Consider the following 18987-nt stretch of genomic DNA (forward strand, 5'->3'; position numbering starts at 1 on the left):
CTTCATTCGGAATCTCCTCGTTCATCTTGGCGAGAAAATTCTACTTATCCAGCCCCTTAAGAATGGGGGGGATTACCTTGCCACCCCGTGTGACCTCTGTCCGCAGGCCACCTGGGTCTTGGCTTCAAATTGGCAGCGCGACATCCCGCTTTTGGCGGGAAAGGCGTGGCCTCAGAAATTCTGCCACTTCGGGTTTCCGTTCGCGCCCGCCACCTTGGCAGGAGGTAGATATTCCATTTGGGAGAAATCAGGTGCCTGCGCCGCATCAGCCTCATGGCGCGCGCCCTGGGCTGCAGCACGATCATGCCCCAACAAGGGCTTGATCCGCGGCACCTTGAACAGCGACACGATTTTGGCGAGCCCGGTGGAATCCTCCCGCAGCGCGAGGCTTGCCGCGGTGGTTTCCTCGACCATTGCGGCGTTCTGCTGGGTCACCTGATCCAGCTGCGTGACGCCCGTATTGATCTCGTCAAGTCCTGTGGATTGTTGACCGGAGGCTGCCGCGATGTTGGAAACCAGCGCGGAGATCCCGACGACCGAACCCAGCATGGTGTTCAGCGCCTCGCCAGCCTTGCCGACCTCGTCCACCCCCCGGCCGACATGCCGGGCAGAGTCGCTGATCAAGGTCTTGATTTCTTTCGCAGCTTCAAGAGCGCGTTGCGCCAGCGCCCGCACTTCGGAGGCCACGACGGCAAAACCCCTCCCCGCCTCTCCGGCGCGTGCGGCCTCGATCCCTGCGTTCAGCGCCAACAGATTGGTCTGAAACGCGATGTCGTCGATCGAACCGATGATCTGCGAGATCTGTTGCGACGAATTCTCGATTTCGGACATGGCCGACACCGCCGCCTGAACGACCAGCTTGCTGTCTTCGGCCTTGCGTTGCGCGTCCTGCACGATGCTTTCCACCTCGCGGGCGCCATCGGCCGCCTGTTTGACCGAACTTGTCAATTCATCCAGCGCGGCGGCGGCTTCCTCCAGTGCGGCGGCCTGATGTTCCGTGCGACGGGACAAATCTTCGGTGGCCCCGCTGATCACGTTGGACCTTGCATGGATGCTTTGCGAGGCGTCGATGACCTGAATGATCGTCCCGGACAGGGTTTCGATGGCGGCGTTGAAATCGTGGCGCAGGGGCTCATAGTCACGGGCGAAAGTCACCGTCAGCGGACGGGTCAGATCGCCCGACGACAGATCCTTCAGGCCGCCGCCCAGAGAGCTTACCACCTGTGCCAAGGCCACGCGTTCGTCTTTTTGGGCCTCGGCGTAGCTTGTCGCCTCTTGTTGGGCCGTCCTTGCCTCGGACAGCAAAGTGTCTGAGGCGGAAAACAGCCGGACCAATACGGTAGAGAGCCAGATCAGGGGGATGGCCTCTACGATCAGGACAAAGGCATGCAGCGTCACGCGGCCAATCGACGCTTCGCCGGGGAAGATCGCTTCGGTCAGGGTGAAGTTCAACAGCAGGTGATGCACCGCGATCACGACAGCATAAGTTGCAATCGGCCGCCAATCGCAAAAGACGGCGGTCAGGGCAAAGGCGGCGAAAAAGATCATGTGGCTGTCAGCCTGCCAGGGATGTCCGCGCAGCAAATAGACGATTGACGACACCGCAATCGCCAAGCCGGCCGAAGCAGAGATCTGCGCCGACAGGGTCGCCCCTTGCCGTCGGACTTGCACCGAGACGATGGCCGCAATGGCGGCAAGCAACACGGCGCAGCTTACCCCGTCCTTGCCAAGCACATAGCCCAAGGCCGCCACCAGGGGCACATGCACCCAAAGCAGAATGACCGCGTAAGAAACAGCCCGCGTCCGCAGGTCTCCGATTGTGACAATCATATCAAGTCCTTGTTTCTGTGCTTTCGCAAAGCGCTGTTCCCGTCGCATCCAGAAGCCACAGCCCTTGGCTGCGCAGGCGGTCCAGAGCGGCGGGGTCGCCCCCGGTATCCACGACGATGACGTGCCGATCCCAATGCATGGCGACAATCGCCACACCGGTCGAGGCCGCGCGGCTTAATCCATCCGCCTGCCACGGCGGGATCAAAAGGGCGATCTGGCGCGACTGCGCGTTTGGCGCGAAGGTCAGGGCGGTCAAAACGGCAACGCCCAGAACGGCAATGAAAATGGGAGTGGCGGCGGCTGACATGGCGATAACCTCTTTGTCCTTCGCACCCTAAGGCCAAAGAGTGAAAGCAGATTTAACAAGTGGCCGAGAGAAAAGGCGGGTGGGGTGCCCCTGTCACGGGTCACGGCGCGCAGGCTCTTGCTTTAAACCCTGTCGAAATCGGCCGGATCAATCGGCAGGGTAAAGCCTGTCTTGATCCGGTCCATGATCACCATCGTCTTGAAGCTTTTGATATCCGGGTTCTCGTAAAAGAACTTGCGGGTGAATTGTTCATAATCGGCCATGCTTTGCGCCGTCACGATGATGGCGAAGTCCGCGTCGCCGGTGACGTAATAGCCGTTCATCACCTCGGCCGTGTTGCGGATCGACTGTTTGAAACGGTCGATGATATCGGCCCTTTCGCGCTCCAGCGTCACCAGCACGAACATGGCCAGTGGCAGGCCGACATGGGCGGGGCTGATCACCGAGACATCCGCCTCGATCACCCCACCCTCACGCAGCCGCTTCAGCCGCCTTTGCACGGCGGTCGACGACAAGCCGATCATCGCGCCCAGCTCCTCCGAGCCCAGCCGGTTCGAGCCCTGCACCGCATTCAGAAGTTTGGCATCCAGCCGGTCCAGCTTCATCTTTCGCTCCTGCAGCAATTCTGCGCGTGATGGCTATTTTCGCCGGAAATCTGCGTCCGGGCCATGGCCTACGCAGATCATCGGCCCGAAATCGCAGCTAAACTGCTCTAAGTCAGACGAAACGGAGCGACAATGCTTGCGATCCCCTCATGCTCTCAGGCGGCCCTGCGCGGGCTTGGTTGTCCGCAATTGTTGCGCCATGATGCTTTTCTGGGCGGGTCCTGGATCGCGGGGGCGGGCCAGGACCCGGTGACGGACCCCGCCACGGATGAGGTGATAGCCCAGGTCGCGCGCTGCTCCACCCAAGACGCCCTGCGTGCGATAGATGCCGCCGAGGCCGCCTTTCCGGCCTGGCGCGACATGCTGGCGCGCGACAGGGGCCGCATCCTGCGCCGCTGGGCCGAACTGATCCGCAAACATGCCCAGGATCTGGCGGTGATCCTGACCTGCGAACAGGGCAAACCCCTGGCCGAGGCAAGGGACGAGATCCATTACGGGCTGGACTTCATCGACTGGTTTGCCGCCGAGGGCGAGCGGGCCTATGGCGAGACGATCCCCGCCCACAAGCCCGGGCGGCAATTGATGGTGACGATGCAGCCGGTGGGCGTGGTGGCGGCGATCACGCCGTGGAATTTCCCCTCGGCGATGATTGCGCGCAAGGCTGCGGCGGCGCTGGCGGCGGGTTGCACGGTGATCGTCAAACCGGCCGAAGAAACGCCGCTCTCGGCCCTCGCGCTGGCCGTGCTGGCCCAGGAGGCCGGGATGCCCGCCGGGGTGTTTCAGGTCCTGACCGGAGATGGCGCAGAGCTTTGCGGCGTCTTGACCGGCGACACAAGGGTGCGGGCGGTCAGCTTTACCGGCTCGACCCGGGTGGGGGCGATCCTTGCGGCGGATGCAGCGCGCACGGTCAAGAAGGTCTCGCTGGAGTTGGGCGGTCATGCCCCGGTCATCGTCTTTCCTGATGCCGATCTGGATCAGGCGGTCACCGATTGTCTGGCGGCCAAGTTTGCGACCTCGGGGCAGGATTGTCTGGCCGCGAACCGGATCTATCTGCATGAGACGATCCATGACGCCTTTGCCCAGCGGTTCACCGAAAGGGTCGCGGGCCTGCGTCTGGGCCACGGCCTGACCCAGGGCACCGAGATCGGCCCGATGACCCGCCGCTCGGTCGTCGAAACCTGCGATGCGCAGATCACCGATGCGCTGGCCAAGGGCGCGCGGATCCTGACCGGCGGCAGGCCCCCGGCAAGCGGCAATTTCGTGACCCCGACCGTGCTGGTCGATGTTCAGGACGGCATGCGGATCACCCGCGAAGAGACCTTTGGCCCCGTCGCGGCGCTGATGCGCTTTGCCACCGAGGCCGAGGTCACAGCCCGCGCCAATGCCTCCGAGATGGGCCTCGCCGCCTATGTCTTTACCCGCGACCTTGGCCGGGCCATGCGCCTGAGTGCGGCGCTGGAATATGGCATGGTCGCGGTCAACACCGCCTCTTTCACCGGCCCGCCCATTCCCTTTGGCGGCTGGAAAGGCTCTGGCCTTGGCCGCGAGGGCTCTCGCCACGGGTTAAGCGAATTCATGGACCTGAAATACGTCTGTTTTGGCGGCTTGGCTGCCTGAGGAAATGACCATGCAAGATATCGACGCCATCATCGCCAAGGACCGCAGCGCCGTGCTGCATCCTTTCACCTATCTGAAGGGTCATGCCGATGGCTCCGGGCCGGAGCCCATCGTGATGCAAACGGCCAAGGGGGTGCGGATCACCGATGCCCGCGGCCGCCAGCTGATCGACGGCTTTGCCGGGCTTTACTGCGTCAACGTCGGCTATGGCCGCACCGAGGTCGCCGAGGCCATCGCCCGCCAAGCCTATCAGCTGGCCTATTACCACAGCTATGCCGGCCATACGACCGAGGTCCTGGCCGAGCTGTCAGACCGACTGGTGCGGATGGCACCGGGGCGGATGTCCAAGGTGTTTTACGGCATGTCGGGGTCGGATGCGAACGAGACCCAGGCGAAACTTGTCTGGTATTACAACAACCTGCGCGGCATGCCCGCGAAAAAGAAGATCATCGCACGCGAACGCGGCTATCACGGCTGTTCGGTCGTGGCGGGGTCGATGACGGGGCTGTCCTTCTATCACGACCACATGGATCTGCCGGTCAGCGGCATCCTGCGCACCGGCGTGCCGCATCATTGGCGCGGCGCCGAGCCTGGCGAGAGCGAGGTCGATTTCTCGGCCCGCCGCGCGCGTGAACTGGAGGAACTGATCTTGCGCGAAGGCCCCGAGACCATCGGCGCCATGATCGCCGAGCCCGTCCTTGGCACCGGCGGCATCATCGCGCCCCCCGCCGGTTACTGGGCCGCGATCCAGGCCGTCTTGCGCCGCCACGACATCCTGTTGATCGCCGACGAGGTCATCACCGGCTTTGGCCGCACCGGGGCGATGTTCGGCTCGACGCTTTACGGCATGGAGCCCGATTTGATCACCGTGGCCAAGGGCCTGACCTCGGCCTATGTGCCGCTGTCGGCCTGTATCGTCAGCGAAAAGATCTTTGCCGTCATGGCCGAGGGCACGGCCAAGGTGGGCAGCTTCTCGCATGGCTATACCTATTCCGGCCATCCGATCGGGGCGGCGGCGGCCCTGGCCGTGCTGGACATCGTGGAATCCGAAAACCTGCCCGCCCGCGCCGCCGAAAACGGCGCCTATCTGAACCGCCGCCTGCAAGAAGCCTTTGCCCAGCATCCTTTCGTGGGCGAGGTGCGGGGCGTGGGCATGATGGCGGCCGTGGAATTCGTGGCCGACCGCGAGACCAAGCGCGGCTTTGACCCAAGCCTCACCGTGGGGGCCAAGGTCTCGGCCGCCTGCCGCGAACGCGGGCTGATCGCGCGCGCCATGCCGCATGGCGACATCCTGGGCTTTGCGCCGCCCCTGGTGATGACCCGGGCCGAGATCGACGAGATGATGGAGATCACCATCGCCGCCGTGGCCTCCGTCACCGACAGCCTGGGCGGCTGACCCGCGATGCAACACGCCCTCAGGCTCTTGAACCTGCGCAAATCCTTTGGCCCGGTCACGGTCTTTGACGGGATCGACCTGGCTGTGGCCCCGGGCGAGGTCGTCTCTTTGATTGGCGCCTCGGGGTCGGGCAAAAGCACGATGCTGCGCTGCATCAACTTCCTTGAAATGCCGGATTCCGGCACGGTCGAGGTTTTTGACAAGGGGCTTTCGGTCGAGGCGGGGGGCATGACCCGGGGGCAGCTTCACCAGATCCGCGAGATCCGCAAGATCACCGGCATGGTGTTCCAGAACTTCAACCTTTGGCCGCATCGCACAGCCCTTGGCAATGTCACCGAGGCCTTGATCCATGTCCTGGGCCAAGACGCGCCCCAGGCCCGCGACACGGCGATGGCCGCCTTGGAAAAGGTCGGCATGGCGGGCTTTGCCAACCGCTATCCGGCCCAGCTTTCGGGCGGCCAGCAACAGCGCGTGGGCATTGCCCGGGTTCTGGCGATGCGGCCCCGGGTGATGCTGTTTGACGAGGCCACCTCGGCGCTGGACCCCGAACTGGTGGGCGAGGTGCTGAAGGTCCTGCGGCTTTTGGCCCAGGAGGGCAACACGATCTTGCAGGTCACCCACGAGATGCGCTTTGCCCGCGAGGTCTCGGACCGGATGGTGTTCCTCAGCCAGGGCCGGATCTTGCAAGACGCGCCACCCGAAGAGCTGTTTACCAATCCCGCTGACGAGGCCGTCAAGCGGTTCCTGTCTGGCACGCACTAGGCCAGGGCCTTCCATCAACAACAACGGGGAAATACGATGAAACACACGCTTTGCACCTTTCTGACCGCGGGTCTGATCTCGGTCGCGGGGATGGCTTTGGCCGACAACGGCATCTTGCGCATCGGCACCGAGGGCGATGCGCCCAACTTCTCGATGGCGGATGCGGCGGGCAATGTGACGGGCTTTGATGCCGATGTCGCCAATGCGCTGTGCGCGAAACTGGAGATGACCTGCCAATTCGTCGTGCAGTCCTTCAGCACGTTGGTGCCCTCGATGGACACCGACCGGTTCGACGTGATCATCTCGGGCCTTGGCATCACCGACGAGCGCCGCGAGAAGATCGACTACACGATCCCCTATGCCTCGACGCCGCAATATTTCGTGGTGGCCAAGGACTCGCCCCTCGCCTCGGCCAAGGATCTGGACACGATCCTTGCCGGGCTGAAGGGCAAGACGGTGGGCGTGGTCAATGGCACGACCTATGCGCGTTTCGTGGCCAAGATGGCGCCCGAGGCCACGTTGAACACCTATGAGGCCACGACCCAGCAGCTGGCCGATCTGGCCGCCGGCCGCGTCGATGCGGCGCTAAGCGACAGCCCCACCTGGGCCGATTTCTTCAAGACCCCCGAAAGCGCCGGCTATACCAAGATCGACCTGCGCATCCTGCCCACGGCCGACCATGAGACGCTGGGCTATGGCATGGGCGTCGGCCTGAAAAAGGGCAATGCCGCGCTGCAAGCCAAGCTGGACTCCGCGATGTGCGCGCTGATCACCGATGGGACAATTGCGGCCTCGTCGATGAAGTGGTTTGGCGAGGATTACACGCTGCCCTGCGCGAAATAAGCCCAATGACCGCGCGTCCCGCAGGGGGCGCGCCCCCATTCTGCTCCCAAACAACGGCGCGCATCCTTTCGGAAAGACCCAAGATGTCGACTGACCTTCTGACCCTCTTGACCGACCAGGGCTGGGCGCTGGCCTTGGCCAAGGGTTGCGCCTTGACGATTGCGGCGGCGCTGGGGGGGACGGCCCTCGGGGGTGTCATGGGCTTTCCGATGGCCGTGCTGCGCTGGCGGGCGGTGCCGGTCCTGTCGCAGGCCGTGGCGGTCTATTCCGGCCTTGTGCGCGGGGTGCCGGGGCTTTTGGTGATCTATCTGATCTTCTTTGGCGGGGTCCAGGCGGTCGAGACCCTGCTGCACCTTGGCGGCAACAGCGCGATCTTGGGCTTTGTCATGGCGGTGATCGCCATCGGGCTGATCTCTTGCGCCTATTCGGTCGAGGTCTTTCGCGCCGCCCTGCAGGCCATTCCCCGCGGCCAGGTCGAGGCCGCCCTTGCGGTGGGCATGTCGGACCTCGTGGCCTTTCGCCGGATCATCGCCCCCCTGGCGCTCCGCCACGCCCTCGGAGGCCTGAACAATGTCTGGCAGATGACGGTCAAGGACACGTCGCTGGTCTCGGTCGTGGGGTTGCAAGAGCTGATGCGGGTCGCGGCCATCGCGGCCGGTGTCACCCGCAGCGCGCTGGTCTTTTATATCCTTGCGGCGGCGCTTTACCTGGCCATCACGCTGATCAGCCAGGCCCTGTTCCTGCGCGCCGAAAAGGCGCTGAACCTTAGCTTTGGAGGCCGCTCATGACGCTGGATCTGGAGCTGATCGCGATGGCGCTGCCCTTGCTGGCCACGGGCGCGCTGGTGACGATCAAGCTGGCGGCGGTGGGCGTGGGGGTCGGCCTGCCCTTGGGGCTGGGGCTCGCGCTGTTGCGCCTGGCGCCGAACCGCCTGTTGGCCGGGCTTGGCGACGGTTATGCCGGGCTCTTTCGCGGCACGCCGATGCTGGTGCAGCTGTTCATCCTCTATTACGGCCTGGCCGAGGTGCCTGTGATCCGCCAGACCCCGGCGCTGTGGTGGTTCTTTCGTGACGCGCTCTTTTGTGCGGGTCTGGCCGTGGTCTTGAACACCACCGCCTATACCTCCGAGATCTTTCGCACCGCCCTGCGCGCCATCCCCCAGGGCCAGATCGAGGCAGCACTTGCCGTGGGCATGCGCCCCTGGACGCTGTTGACCCGCATCCGCCTGCCCTTGGCCTTTCGCAACGCCCTGCCGGTCTATGCCTCCGAGGCGATCACCGTGGTCAAGGAAACCAGCCTCGCTTCGACCATCACCGTGCTGGAGATCACCGGCCAGGCCAAGCGCCTGATGAGCCAGACCTTCGGCATCCTGGAAATCTTTGCCCTTGCCTCGCTGTTCTACCTTGTCATCAACCTTGCCTGCCTTGGGGCCTTTGCCGTGCTGGAACGCCGGCAGGCCCGCGGCATGCGCCCCTGACGGAGCCCCAACATGAGCCTTCTGACCTTCTTTGCGCTGGACGACCTGCCCGAGCCGCGCCACGGCGCCCCCCTGCCCGAACGCCTGGTCGAGGGCGCGCCCAAGTTCCGCACCTGGGACCTGGCGCAAAACGCCGATGGCACAGTGACCGCCGGCATCTGGGAGGCCACGCCGGGGGCTTACCGGTCGATCAAGGGCGCCACCTGGGAGTTCTGCTCGATCCTCTCGGGCGTCTCGGAGTTGATCGAGGATGGCCAGCCCGCCCGCCGCATCGGACCGGGCGACAGTTTCGTCATGCATCCGGGCTTCGAGGGCACCTGGCGGGTGATCGAGACCACGCGCAAGCTCTGGGTCTCCAAGGATTGACCGCGATGCAGAACACGCCCTTCTGGTGGGAGGCGGCACCGCTTCCCGCCGTTCCCATGCCCCCTTTGGCCGCGGTCGATGTGGCCATCGTGGGGGGTGGCTATACCGGCATCGCCGCCGCCATCGAGCTGGCCGCGGCGGGCAAATCCGTCGCGGTCTTTGAAAAGGCCCGGCTGGGCGAGGGCGCCTCAAGCCGCAATGGCGGCATGACCAGCGGGTCGATCCGGCTGTCCCATGCCGAGCTGACCCGCCGCTTTGGCGAGGCCCGCGCGCTGGCCATCCTGCATGAGGGCCAAGCCGCGCGCGAGGATCTGTGGCGCTATCTGGAGGCGGCACAGATCGCCTGCGACTTCCAGCTGACCGGGCTTTTCGACGGCGCGCTGACGCAAGGGGAACAGGATGCCTTGGACCGCAAGGCCGAGTTGTTGCACCGCCACCTTGGCGTCGAGGCCCGGTCGATCGCCCCGGGTGCGGTCGCCTCCTGCATCGGGACCGACTTTTACCGCAGCGGCATGGTCCGCCCCGACATCGGCGGGCTGGACCCCTCCAAGCTGTTTCGCGGCATGGTCGATCACGCCCTCGCCTTGGGCGCGGCCTTGCATGAGACCACCGCGGTCCTTGCGATCGAACGTCAGGCCAAGGGCTTTCTTTTGACGCTGGAGCGCGGCACGGTGACGGCCGGCCAGGTGATCCAATGCACCAACGGCCATACCGACGGCGCCGACCCCTGGCTGCGGCGCCGCCTCGTGCCAGTGCGCAGCCGCATCATCGCGACCGAGCCCCTGCCCCCCGAGGTCATGGCCCGCCTGATGCCCGGCCGGATGATGTATGGCGACATGCGACAGCTCAGCTATTACTTCCGCCCCTCGCCCGATGGCCGCCGCATCCTGTTTGGCGGGCGCGATGGCACGACCTATGGCGACCCGATGGAACCCACCTTGCATCTGCGCCGCGAACTGGCCCGGATCTTCCCCGAGCTGGCCGATGTGGGCCTGACCCACAGCTGGTTCGGCAATGTCGCGATGAACCGCCACATGATCCCCAAGCTGATGCGCCATGACGGGCGGATCTATGCGACGGGCTATTGCGGGTCGGGCGTGGTCTGGGCGCGCTGGCTGGGCAAAAAGGCCGCCCGCGCCGCCTTGGGTGACGCCGAGGGCGCAAGATCGGCCTTTGACTTTCAGGCCCCGCCCGCCGTGCCGCTTTATCGTGGCAAGCCCTGGTTCATCCCGGCGGTCTTTGCCTGGTATGCCTGGGCCGACCGCCGCACCCAGGCCAAGGCGGGCAAATGACGCTTTTGTTCAACTCCGATCCGGTGCGCGGCGCAAGCTTTGCCGCGCTTATGGCGCAGAGCCTCCCCGACCTGGCCGTGCGGATCGGCGCGGACAGCGTCGAGGGCGCGCAGGTGCGCTATCTGCTGACCTGGGAGGCCCCCCGGGACCTCTTCGACCGCTATCCCAACCTCGAGCTGGTCCTCTCTCTGGGCGCCGGGGTGGATCAGTTCGACCTTGCGGCCTTTCCCCCGGGCGTCAGGCTGGTGCGGCTGGTGGATGAGGATCTGGGCCTGATGATGCGGGATTATGTCTGCATGGCGGTGCTGGGCTGCCTGCGCCAGCTGCCCGATTACATGGGCCAGCAGCGGGCGGGGGTCTGGCAAGAACTCCCCCTGCGCATGGCGCGCGACACAAGGGTGGGGATCCTGGGGCTTGGCCACTTGGGCCGGGCGGTGGCTATGGGGCTTGCGCCCTTTGGCTTTGCGCTGTCTGGCCACAGCCGCAGCCCTCAAGACCTGCCGGGCCTGCGCTGCCTGCACGGACCTGCGGGGCTGGAGACGCTGTTGGCCCAAAGCGACATCCTGGTTTGCCTTTTGCCCCTGACCCCCGAGACGCGGGGGGTCCTGGATGACGCGCTCTTTGCCAAACTGCCCCGCGGAGCCGCCCTCGTCCATGTCGGGCGCGGCGCGCAGCTGGACCCTCAGGCCCTGCTTGGCGCCCTGAACAGCGGCCAGCTGGCCCGCGCGGTCCTTGACGTGACCGCCCCCGAGCCCCTCCCCCCGGGCGATCCGCTTTGGGCCCATCCCCGCGTGATCGTCACCCCCCATATCGCCTGCCAGACCCGGCCCGAGGCCCTGGCCCGCCATGTGACCCAAGTCCTGCGCGCCCATCTGCAGGGGCAAAGCCTGCCCGGCCTGGTCCAGACGGATCGAGGCTATTGACGTCCGCCGCCATTCATCGGCTTTCAGTCCCCATCATCGTCGCCGTGACGGCCCGCGCCCAGCGGTCACGCTTGGCCGCGCGCCGTGGCGCTTCCATCCCGGGATCAAAGCGACGTTCGCAGCTCCAGCTGTCCTGAAAGGTCTCGGGCCTTGGGCAGATCCCGGCCTGCAGCCCGGCCAGATAGGCCGCGCCTTTGGCGGTGGTCTCACGCAGGGCCGGGCGCTCGACCGGCATGTTCAGGATATCGGCGAGGAATTGCATCGCGGCATCGCTGGCCGACATGCCGCCATCGACCCGAACCACCCCGGGCGCGCCGCCATCGGCCCGCATCGCCTCCAGCAGGTCGGCGGTCTGAAAGCCCACGGCTTCCAGCGCGGCGCGGGCGATCTCGGCCCCAGAGGTCGCACGGGTCAGGCCAAAGATCGCGCCCCGGCAGTCGGGACGCCACCAGGGCGCCCCAAGGCCGGTAAAGGCCGGAACCAGGGTGATGTCTTGTTCGGGGTCGGCTTGGGCGGCCAGGAGTGAGGTCTCATTGACCGAGCCGATCAGCCGCAGCCCGTCGCTGAGCCATTGCAGCGTGGCCCCGGCCATGAAGATCGACCCCTCCAGCGCGTAGGTCGGCTTGCCATCCAGCTGACAGGCGATCGTGGTCAGCAGACGGTTTTGCGATGTGACGCGCTGGCTGCCGGTGTTCAGCAACGCAAAGCAGCCCGTGCCATAAGTGGCCTTCAGCATCCCCGGCGAGAAACACCCCTGCCCCACCGCCGCCGCCTGTTGATCGCCCGCAACCCCCAGGATCGGGACGGGACGGCCAAAAAGATCCGGCCTGGTCATGCCATAGTCGGCAGCACTGTCGCGGACCTGGGGAAGAAGGCTCATCGGGATGTCCAGAAGCCCGCAGATATCGGCATCCCAGGCGCCTTGGTCGATGTCATACAGCATCGTTCGCGCGGCATTGGTGGCGTCGGTGGCATGGATGTGCCCCCCTGTCATCTGCCAGATCAGCCAGCTGTCGACGGTGCCAAAGGCCAGCTCTCCGGCGCGGGCACGGGCCCTTGCGCCGGGGATATGGTCCAAGAGCCAGGCCAGTTTCGTGGCCGAGAAATAGGGGTCCAGCACCAGGCCGGTGCGGGCGGTGATCAGGGCCTCATACGGGCGCAACCGGTCACAGAGGTCGACGGTGCGGCGGTCTTGCCAGACCAGGGCGCGGTGCAAGGGCGCTCCGGTCTTGCGATCCCACAGAAGAGTCGTTTCGCGCTGGTTGGTGATGCCGATGGCATCTGGCACGCGGCCATCCAGCGCCTTGCGGGCCGAACGCAGGGCGGTTGCCCAAAGGTCGGCGGGGTCATGTTCGACCCAGGCCGGAGCGGGGAAATGCTGCGGCACCGGCTCGGAGGCTTGGGACAAGACCCGCAGCGCGCCATCGAACAGGATGGCGCGCGACGAGGTGGTTCCCTGGTCGATTGCAAGGATCATGGGGCAAGGATCGTGCGGACCTTGGCGGCCAATGCCTGACCCAGGGCCGCGTTGTTTTCAGTGGTGAAGTGGATGCCGTCGATGCCATCGGTCGAAAGCACGGCCCCGGCGTCCAGGAAATCGACCTTGGCGAAATCGGCCAAGGCGGCATAAAGCGGCGCCATGGCGAGGGTCTTTTCCCGCCCGCCCTCGAACATGCCTTGAAACCAGGGATGCGGCATGGGCGCCAGCGGCGGAGGCGCCACGATCAGCGCCTTGGGCGCCGGATAGGGCGTGCCGACGCCGCCCGCGCTGGTCAGGATCTGGCCCACCAGTTTCGCCATCCCATTGGCAATGTCATAGGGGCTGCGGTGGAAATAGGGCTTGGTGTCATTGGTCCCCAGCATGACGATCACCAGGTCCAGGGGCAGATGGCTGGCCAGGGCGCTTGGCAGATAGGCCGCTCCGTTCAACCGCGGATCGCCCGGGTCGTCCGCGCTGGTCGTCCGCGCGCTGAGACCCTCTTCGATGATGTGATACCCCGCCCCAAGGGCTGCCCCCATCACCCCCGTCCAGCGTTGGGCATAGGGATAGCGGAGCGTGGGCGCCCCAGAGGCCACGGGGATCCAACCCCAGGTCAAGCTGTCTCCGTAACACAGGATGTGTTTGAGGTCGGTCATGTCGATGTCCTTTGGTCAGGTGTTGGAACTGCGAAGGCCGTAAAGGATGGCGGCCGACAGGATGATCAGGCCTTGGAAGATCAGTTTGCCGGGCTCTCCGACGCCCAGCATGGTCATGACGACGAAAAGCAGCGCAAAGGACAGGACGCCGAAGAACGGACCCCAAACGCCGCCCTCCCCCCGGCCAAAGGCCACGCCGCCCAGGATGGTGGCGGCGACGGCCAGGATCGGCAGATCAAGGCCCACCCGCACCGAGCCCACCGCGATCGAGGCGGTCTGCACCAGCGCCGCGACCCCCGCGATGACGCCGGCAAGCGCATGGGCGGCGATCACCGTGCGCTCGACTGGGACGCCGGAGAACTGCGCGGCGGTGGTGCTTTCGCCCACGGCGGCGACAAAGCGGCCATAGACGCTTCGGCCCAGAAAGACCGCAAGGATCAGCGTCAACAGGCCCCAAAGTGCCACCGGCGCCGGGATCACACCAAACGAGGTGTTGTAAAGCGCGCCAAAGACCTCGGGCACATTGCCGGGCGGCTTGCCGCTGGCCAGGTATTGCACCGCGCCCACCAGGATGATGCTGACCGCCAGCGTGACGATCACCGCCGAGACCCGGCGCTTGGCGACCATGACCCCGTTGAACAGGCCGACCGCCAGCCCCAGCCCCAAAGCCAGCGCGACCTGAAACCCCAAGGAGGCCCCGGGAAAGCTGCCCGAGGAAATCGCATAATTGACGGCCAGGATCACGCCTCCGCCCGACAGGTCGATGGACTTGACGCGGATCACCAAAAGCTGACCCAGCGTCAGGATGCCCAAAGGTGCCACCTGACGGATGAAGATGCCCAGCACATGCGGGTCCAGCATCTTGGGCCGCAGGACGGCCAGCACCAGCACCAGGATGGCAAAGACGTAGTAGGCGGGCGGGACGCGCAGGGCTTTGTTCAGCATGTCACAGCCCCATCTTCTTGCGCGATTGCAGGCCCACGACCGCCATCAGGATCACTCCCTTGACCGCCGTCTGAACAAAGGGCGAGACATTGGCCAGGTTCATCCCATTGGCCAGCAAAGCCAGCACGAAGGCCCCGATCACCGTGCCATGCAGCGACCCGATGCCCCCCGCCAATTGCGTGCCGCCCAGGGCCACGGCGGTGATGCTGTCCAATTCCACCAGAAGCCCGACGTTGGGATCACCCGAGACGATCCGCCCGGCCAGAAACACCCCGGCCAGCGCCGCAAAGCACGAACAGGCGACATAGGCCAAAAGCACGGTCCGGCGGTCCTTGAGGCCGAAGTTCCGCGCGGCCTCGGTCTGGCCCGAGGCGATGCCGCCGCCGATGGCGAACAGATGCAGCCCATAGCGGGCGCGATACAGCAAGACCCAGGCCAAGGCGATCACCGCCAGCCCCCAAAGCGCCGCAAAGGGCACGCCCCACAGGCTGCCCGAGACCGCCGCGATCACCACCTCGGGCACCGTCCCGCCCGAGGTCGGACGCAAGATGCGGGTGACGCCCAGGACGATATATTGCGTCGAAAGCGTCACGATGATCGGATGCACCCGAAACCGCGTGACGACGAAACCGTTGATGAAGCCTATCCCCGCAGCCAAGACGAAGACCGCCGGGATCAGCACCCAGGCCGGGGCATCCAGCGCCAGAATGGCCGTGGTAAAGCTGATGACCGACCCCACCGAGAGATCCAGCCCCCCCACCAGCACGACCAGCATCTGACCGATGGCGGTGATGACCAGCGGCATGGCCTGGGTCACAAGGTTCCACAGGTTTTCAGCCGTGGCGAATTGCGCGGTGCCAAAGGACAGAACCGCCCCGATCACCACAGCCACGCCCAAAGGCATCGCCCACATCCCTTGCCGGGAATTTCGCCCCATCAGATCAAACATCCGCGCCCCTCCCGCCCTGCAAGGCGGCCTCAAGTATCTTGTGTTCGCTGGCTTGGTCCGCCTGCATCTCGGCCATGATCGTCGCGTCATGGACGACATAGATCCGGTCGCTGAGCCCGATCAGCTCCAGCGTTTCGCGCGACAGGACCAGAACCGCACCGCCCTTGGCCGCAAAATCCCGCAAAAGCGCATAGATTTCCGACTTCGCCCCGACATCGACCCCGCGTGTAGGCTCTTCGATGACCAGAAGCTGGACCTCGGCCGCCAAGTATCGGCCAAGCAGCACCTTTTGCTGATTGCCGCCCGAGAGGCTGGCCACCGGGGCCCCCGCCCGCCCCTTGACCTTCATCGCGGCCATGATGCGGGCGACCACCGCCTTGTAACTTCGTGCCGGGGCAAGATCGCGGGCCCTGGCATGCAGGCCCATGGTGATGTTCTGCGCGATGGACAGGCCCAGGAAAAGCCCCTCTTCCTTGCGGTCCTCGGGGACAAATCCCAAGCCCTCGCGCTGCATCGACCGGATCGACGGCGCCGGGATCACCTTGCCGTTGATCGCCACCGTCCCGCCATGCGGCAGATGCGCGCCAATCAGGCTGCGCGCCAAAAGCTGCTGGCCCTGGCCCTCCAGCCCGGCCAAGGCGACGATCTCGCCCCGGTTCAGCGTCAGGGACAAAGGCCGTGACCGCGCCGTCAAACGCAGGTCGGTCAGCCGCAGGATCTCGGCGCCCGTGGTCTGGCCGCGCGGCGGAAACAGGTCTTGCAAGGGCCGCCCCACCATCAGCGCGATCAGCCGGTCCGGTGTGATGTCGGCGGTGTCATGGGTGGCGATCCATTGGCCATCCTTCAGCACCGTGACCCGGTCACAAAGCGCAAAGATCTCCTCCATCCGGTGCGAGATATAGATGATCGCCACGCCCTTGTCGCGCAACCGCCGGATGTTGCGGTTCAAGATCTCGACATCGGCGGCGTTCAAGGCGGCGGTCGGCTCGTCCAGGATCAGCACCTTGGCATTGCCCTTGATGCCATGGGCGATTTCCACGAACTGACGTTCCGCGATGGACAGGGTCGAGACCAGCCGCCGCGGGTCAAGCCGCAGGCCCAGTTCGGCCAGGGCTGCGGCGGTCTCGGCCTCCATCCGGCGGTGGTCGATGCCGTGGCGCATCGGCTCGCGGCCCAGGAACATGTTCTCGGCGATGGTCAGGTTGGGCAAGAGGCTGTGTTCCTGAAACACCGTCGAAATCCCGGCGTCCAGCGCATCACGCGGCGCGGCAGGGGTGATTTTCACGCCGTCCAGCAGGATCTCGCCCTGATCGGGACGATGCACGCCCGCTAGGATCTTCATCAGGGTGGATTTCCCCGCCCCATTCTCTCCCATCAGCGCATGGACCGACCCGGCCTGAAAGGCCACCGACACCGAGGTCAGCGCCGCATTGGCGCCAAAGCGCTTGGAGATATCCGTCATCGTCACGCGATCTGGCACGCGATCCCCCCTTCTTGGCGGGCGGGGTTGCCCCCGCCCTTTCCGATCACTTGGCGTAAAGCTTCTGCAACAGCTCTTCGGACAGCTCGCTGGGCCACCAGACATTGGCCGACAGGTCCGCGCGGTAGAATTTCGCGGCCTTGTCCTTGTCCCAGCCCTCGGGGTGATAGCCATAGCTGTGATAAAGCTCCTGGCCCTCCAACAGCGCGATGGCGGCGCGCACGCCTGCCGCACCCTGGGCCGGGCTATATTCCGACGAGATCGAGTCAAAGCCATCCGCCAGCCACTGGCCGAAGTAACCGTTGTTGCCCTCGCCCGAGATCGGCGGGATCGCCGTGCCGAACGACTTGAAGACATCGACACAGGCCCGCGTCATGTCGGCGCCCGAGGACCAGATGCCATCCACCTCGGGGTTCGAGACGAACAGCGTCTCGCACAGGCTTTTGGCCTTGTCATATTGCCAATCGCCATGCTCTTCGGCGACGATCTGGATGTTGGTGCCCTCGATCGCCTGCATCAAGCCGTTGTAACGGTTGGTATCCTCGGGATGGCCCGCCAAGCCGCGCAGCACCCAGATCTTGCCGTCGTTGCCAACCTTTTTCACCAGCCAGTCGCCCATGACCTTGCCGAAATGTTCGGCCCCGCCCTGAATCTCGACGGTGAAGGCATCCGAGTCGATGCGGCCGGTGTGCAGCACGACCGGAATCCCCGCCGCGACCGCCTTTTCGATGCTGGCGTTGGCCGAGGTCGACGACACCGGCATGACGATGATCGCATCGACCTTTTGCGCGATCAGGTCCTCGATGTCGGCCACCTGCTTCTTCTGGTCAAAGCCCGCGTCCAGTGTGATGAACTTGGCAATCCGCGGTTCTTTGGAGGCCGCGAAATCCGCCTCATGCGAGACCTGAACCGTCCAAGTGTTGGCGTTGACGCCGAAATGGCTCATGCCGATGACCCAGGGGCCGTCTTTCTTGAACTTGCCGGCCTCGATCACCGTGGTGTTGTCGGGATTGGGCGTCACACCGTCCATCAGCACAAGGCTGGGCACGGCAAAGGCGCGGCCCGCCAGGATCGTCGTGGTCGTCAGGGCAGCCAGCCCGCAGAAAAGGCGACGTGTCAGCATGGTATCCTCCCTCTGGATAGCGTTTCGGGCGCTTTGGCCCGTGGGTTTCAGACCCGCAGACCGGGGGGCCTGCGGCGTCATGTCGTCAGAATTTCAAGCGATCTCCTCACCGCCGGGATGGGCTTTGCAGCGGTCTCCCTTGGGGTAAATGTGCGCAGATTCGCCTGCCTGTCAATAATTATTCAGAGTGACGGATCAACTTAGTCAGAGTGAATGAATATCTATCCCGGGCTTGCGCGGCCTTGTCCAAGCTGGCAAAAGAAGGGGGAACGTGTGAAAGATCCGGCCATGAGAACTGTCCTCTGCTTTGGAGATTCCAACACCTACGGCCAGATCCCGGGCCGGGGACCGCTGGACCGTTTCGGCTGGGATCAACGCTGGCCGGGGGTGATGCAGGCCGAACTGGGGCCGGGTTGGCACATCATCGAAGAGGGGCTGTCCGGTCGCACCACCGTGCGCGACGATCCGATCGAGGGCGAGCACAAGAACGGCCGCCGCTATCTGAAACCCTGCCTGCAAAGCCATGCTCCGGTCGATCTGGTCATTCTGATGCTGGGCACCAACGACCTGAAACGGCGCTTCTCGCAGCCGGCCTCCGAGGTTGCCATGGGGATCGGCTGTCTGGTCCACGACACCAAAGAGCTGATGCCGGGCCGCGGCGGCCATGTGCCGGAGATCATGATCGTGGCCCCGCCGCCGATGCTGGAGGACCTTCGGGAATGGGCCTCGATCTTTGACGGCGCTCCGGAAAAGTCGCATCGCCTGGGCCTGGAATTCGAGGTGATGGCGGATTCGCTGGAGGTGCATTTCTTCGACGCCGCAACGGTTTGCGCCTGTGATCCGGCGGATGGCTTCCACCTTGGGGCCAGCGCCCATGCCGCCCTGGGCCAGGCCCTGGCGCGTGAGGTCCAGGCCATCGGCTGGCCCGCCGATTAG

The 18987-nt window shown here is 65.1% G+C and carries 19 protein-coding genes; 10 read left to right on the forward strand and 9 right to left on the reverse strand.

Annotated elements, in window-relative coordinates; translation table 11 throughout:
- Positions 1-171: 171 nt before the first annotated feature.
- From NX862_RS19400 to NX862_RS17260, 3 genes are all read right to left on the reverse strand, one after another.
- Positions 172-1830, reverse strand: coding sequence for a methyl-accepting chemotaxis protein (locus NX862_RS19400; protein WP_319800895.1), 1659 nt, complete (start codon positions 1828-1830; stop codon positions 172-174).
- A 1-nt stretch (position 1831) separates the two neighbouring features.
- The gene (locus tag NX862_RS17255) at positions 1832-2137 is read right to left on the reverse strand and encodes a hypothetical protein (protein ID WP_264495180.1); all 306 of its coding nucleotides are present in this window, start codon (positions 2135-2137) and stop codon (positions 1832-1834) included.
- A gap of 122 nt (positions 2138-2259) precedes the next feature.
- On the reverse strand, positions 2260-2742 hold the full coding sequence (locus NX862_RS17260; protein ID WP_264495181.1) for an Lrp/AsnC family transcriptional regulator: 483 nt from the start codon (positions 2740-2742) through the stop codon (positions 2260-2262).
- A gap of 192 nt (positions 2743-2934) precedes the next feature.
- On the opposite strand from NX862_RS17260, the gene NX862_RS17265 reads away from it, so the two are divergent.
- From NX862_RS17265 to NX862_RS17305, 9 genes are all read left to right on the forward strand, one after another.
- Positions 2935-4359 (forward strand): NAD-dependent succinate-semialdehyde dehydrogenase, encoded by a 1425-nt coding sequence (locus tag NX862_RS17265; protein WP_264495182.1) that lies wholly within the window; start codon positions 2935-2937, stop codon positions 4357-4359.
- Positions 4360-4369: 10 nt separating this feature from the next.
- A complete protein-coding gene (locus NX862_RS17270) occupies positions 4370-5755 on the forward strand; it encodes an aminotransferase (protein ID WP_264495183.1) in 1386 nt (461 codons plus the stop codon).
- A 6-nt stretch (positions 5756-5761) separates the two neighbouring features.
- Positions 5762-6517 carry an amino acid ABC transporter ATP-binding protein gene (locus tag NX862_RS17275; RefSeq protein WP_264495184.1) on the forward strand — a complete coding sequence of 252 codons (756 nt, stop codon included), beginning with the start codon at positions 5762-5764 and terminating at the stop codon, positions 6515-6517.
- A gap of 36 nt (positions 6518-6553) precedes the next feature.
- Positions 6554-7360, forward strand: a complete 807-nt coding sequence (locus tag NX862_RS17280) for a transporter substrate-binding domain-containing protein (RefSeq protein ID WP_264495185.1) — start codon at positions 6554-6556, stop codon at positions 7358-7360.
- Between the two features lie 83 nt (positions 7361-7443).
- Positions 7444-8148 (forward strand): ABC transporter permease, encoded by a 705-nt coding sequence (locus NX862_RS17285; RefSeq protein ID WP_264495186.1) that lies wholly within the window; start codon positions 7444-7446, stop codon positions 8146-8148.
- The gene (locus NX862_RS17290) at positions 8145-8837 is read left to right on the forward strand and encodes an ABC transporter permease (protein WP_264495187.1); all 693 of its coding nucleotides are present in this window, start codon (positions 8145-8147) and stop codon (positions 8835-8837) included. The genes NX862_RS17285 and NX862_RS17290 overlap by 4 nt, the downstream gene beginning before the upstream one ends.
- Positions 8838-8849: 12 nt before the next feature.
- Positions 8850-9203, forward strand: coding sequence for a cupin domain-containing protein (locus tag NX862_RS17295; protein WP_264495188.1), 354 nt, complete (start codon positions 8850-8852; stop codon positions 9201-9203).
- Between the two features lie 5 nt (positions 9204-9208).
- Entirely contained in the window at positions 9209-10495 is a 1287-nt protein-coding gene (locus tag NX862_RS17300; RefSeq protein ID WP_264495189.1) for an NAD(P)/FAD-dependent oxidoreductase, read from the forward strand.
- Positions 10492-11418 (forward strand): 2-hydroxyacid dehydrogenase, encoded by a 927-nt coding sequence (locus tag NX862_RS17305; protein ID WP_264495190.1) that lies wholly within the window; start codon positions 10492-10494, stop codon positions 11416-11418. Before NX862_RS17300 ends, NX862_RS17305 begins: the two co-directional genes overlap by 4 nt.
- Positions 11419-11431: 13 nt before the next feature.
- Here NX862_RS17305 and glpK read toward each other — a convergent pair whose 3' ends face one another.
- Genes glpK through NX862_RS17335 form a run of 6 tightly spaced genes read right to left on the reverse strand, consistent with a single transcriptional unit; the run spans position 11432 to position 18051 of the window.
- Positions 11432-12895 carry a glycerol kinase GlpK gene (glpK, locus tag NX862_RS17310; RefSeq protein ID WP_264495191.1) on the reverse strand — a complete coding sequence of 488 codons (1464 nt, stop codon included), beginning with the start codon at positions 12893-12895 and terminating at the stop codon, positions 11432-11434.
- Positions 12892-13554: an SGNH/GDSL hydrolase family protein gene (locus tag NX862_RS17315; RefSeq protein ID WP_264495192.1), complete on the reverse strand. Its 663-nt coding sequence runs from the start codon at positions 13552-13554 to the stop codon at positions 12892-12894. The genes glpK and NX862_RS17315 overlap by 4 nt, the downstream gene beginning before the upstream one ends.
- Before the next feature lie 15 nt (positions 13555-13569).
- On the reverse strand, positions 13570-14499 hold the full coding sequence (locus NX862_RS17320; protein ID WP_264495193.1) for an ABC transporter permease: 930 nt from the start codon (positions 14497-14499) through the stop codon (positions 13570-13572).
- 1 nt (position 14500) lies between these two features.
- Entirely contained in the window at positions 14501-15448 is a 948-nt protein-coding gene (locus NX862_RS17325; protein ID WP_264495194.1) for an ABC transporter permease, read from the reverse strand.
- On the reverse strand, positions 15441-16928 hold the full coding sequence (locus NX862_RS17330; RefSeq protein ID WP_264495195.1) for a sugar ABC transporter ATP-binding protein: 1488 nt from the start codon (positions 16926-16928) through the stop codon (positions 15441-15443). The genes NX862_RS17325 and NX862_RS17330 overlap by 8 nt, the downstream gene beginning before the upstream one ends.
- 46 nt (positions 16929-16974) lie before the next feature.
- A complete protein-coding gene (locus NX862_RS17335) occupies positions 16975-18051 on the reverse strand; it encodes a substrate-binding domain-containing protein (protein ID WP_264495196.1) in 1077 nt (358 codons plus the stop codon).
- Positions 18052-18339: 288 nt separating this feature from the next.
- Between NX862_RS17335 and NX862_RS17340 the strand changes: the two genes are divergently transcribed.
- The gene (locus NX862_RS17340; RefSeq protein ID WP_264495197.1) at positions 18340-18987 is read left to right on the forward strand and encodes an SGNH/GDSL hydrolase family protein; all 648 of its coding nucleotides are present in this window, start codon (positions 18340-18342) and stop codon (positions 18985-18987) included.

Source organism: Stagnihabitans lacustris (assembly GCF_025950525.1).
Taxonomy (GTDB): domain Bacteria; phylum Pseudomonadota; class Alphaproteobacteria; order Rhodobacterales; family Rhodobacteraceae; genus Stagnihabitans.

Excerpts from the sequence above, each read along its gene's own strand:
- NX862_RS19400 (WP_319800895.1), bottom strand. The coding sequence starts at position 1,830 with ATGATTGTCACAATCGGAGACCTGCGGACGCGGGCTGTTTCTTACGCG.
- NX862_RS17255 (WP_264495180.1), bottom strand. The coding sequence starts at position 2,137 with ATGTCAGCCGCCGCCACTCCCATTTTCATTGCCGTTCTGGGCGTTGCC.
- NX862_RS17260 (WP_264495181.1), bottom strand. The coding sequence starts at position 2,742 with ATGAAGCTGGACCGGCTGGATGCCAAACTTCTGAATGCGGTGCAGGGC.
- NX862_RS17270 (WP_264495183.1), top strand. The coding sequence starts at position 4,370 with ATGCAAGATATCGACGCCATCATCGCCAAGGACCGCAGCGCCGTGCTG.
- NX862_RS17275 (WP_264495184.1), top strand. The coding sequence starts at position 5,762 with ATGCAACACGCCCTCAGGCTCTTGAACCTGCGCAAATCCTTTGGCCCG.
- NX862_RS17280 (WP_264495185.1), top strand. The coding sequence starts at position 6,554 with ATGAAACACACGCTTTGCACCTTTCTGACCGCGGGTCTGATCTCGGTC.
- NX862_RS17285 (WP_264495186.1), top strand. The coding sequence starts at position 7,444 with ATGTCGACTGACCTTCTGACCCTCTTGACCGACCAGGGCTGGGCGCTG.
- NX862_RS17290 (WP_264495187.1), top strand. The coding sequence starts at position 8,145 with ATGACGCTGGATCTGGAGCTGATCGCGATGGCGCTGCCCTTGCTGGCC.
- NX862_RS17295 (WP_264495188.1), top strand. The coding sequence starts at position 8,850 with ATGAGCCTTCTGACCTTCTTTGCGCTGGACGACCTGCCCGAGCCGCGC.
- NX862_RS17300 (WP_264495189.1), top strand. The coding sequence starts at position 9,209 with ATGCAGAACACGCCCTTCTGGTGGGAGGCGGCACCGCTTCCCGCCGTT.
- NX862_RS17305 (WP_264495190.1), top strand. The coding sequence starts at position 10,492 with ATGACGCTTTTGTTCAACTCCGATCCGGTGCGCGGCGCAAGCTTTGCC.
- glpK (WP_264495191.1), bottom strand. The coding sequence starts at position 12,895 with ATGATCCTTGCAATCGACCAGGGAACCACCTCGTCGCGCGCCATCCTG.
- NX862_RS17315 (WP_264495192.1), bottom strand. The coding sequence starts at position 13,554 with ATGACCGACCTCAAACACATCCTGTGTTACGGAGACAGCTTGACCTGG.
- NX862_RS17320 (WP_264495193.1), bottom strand. The coding sequence starts at position 14,499 with ATGCTGAACAAAGCCCTGCGCGTCCCGCCCGCCTACTACGTCTTTGCC.
- NX862_RS17325 (WP_264495194.1), bottom strand. The coding sequence starts at position 15,448 with ATGTTTGATCTGATGGGGCGAAATTCCCGGCAAGGGATGTGGGCGATG.
- NX862_RS17335 (WP_264495196.1), bottom strand. The coding sequence starts at position 18,051 with ATGCTGACACGTCGCCTTTTCTGCGGGCTGGCTGCCCTGACGACCACG.
- NX862_RS17340 (WP_264495197.1), top strand. The coding sequence starts at position 18,340 with ATGAGAACTGTCCTCTGCTTTGGAGATTCCAACACCTACGGCCAGATC.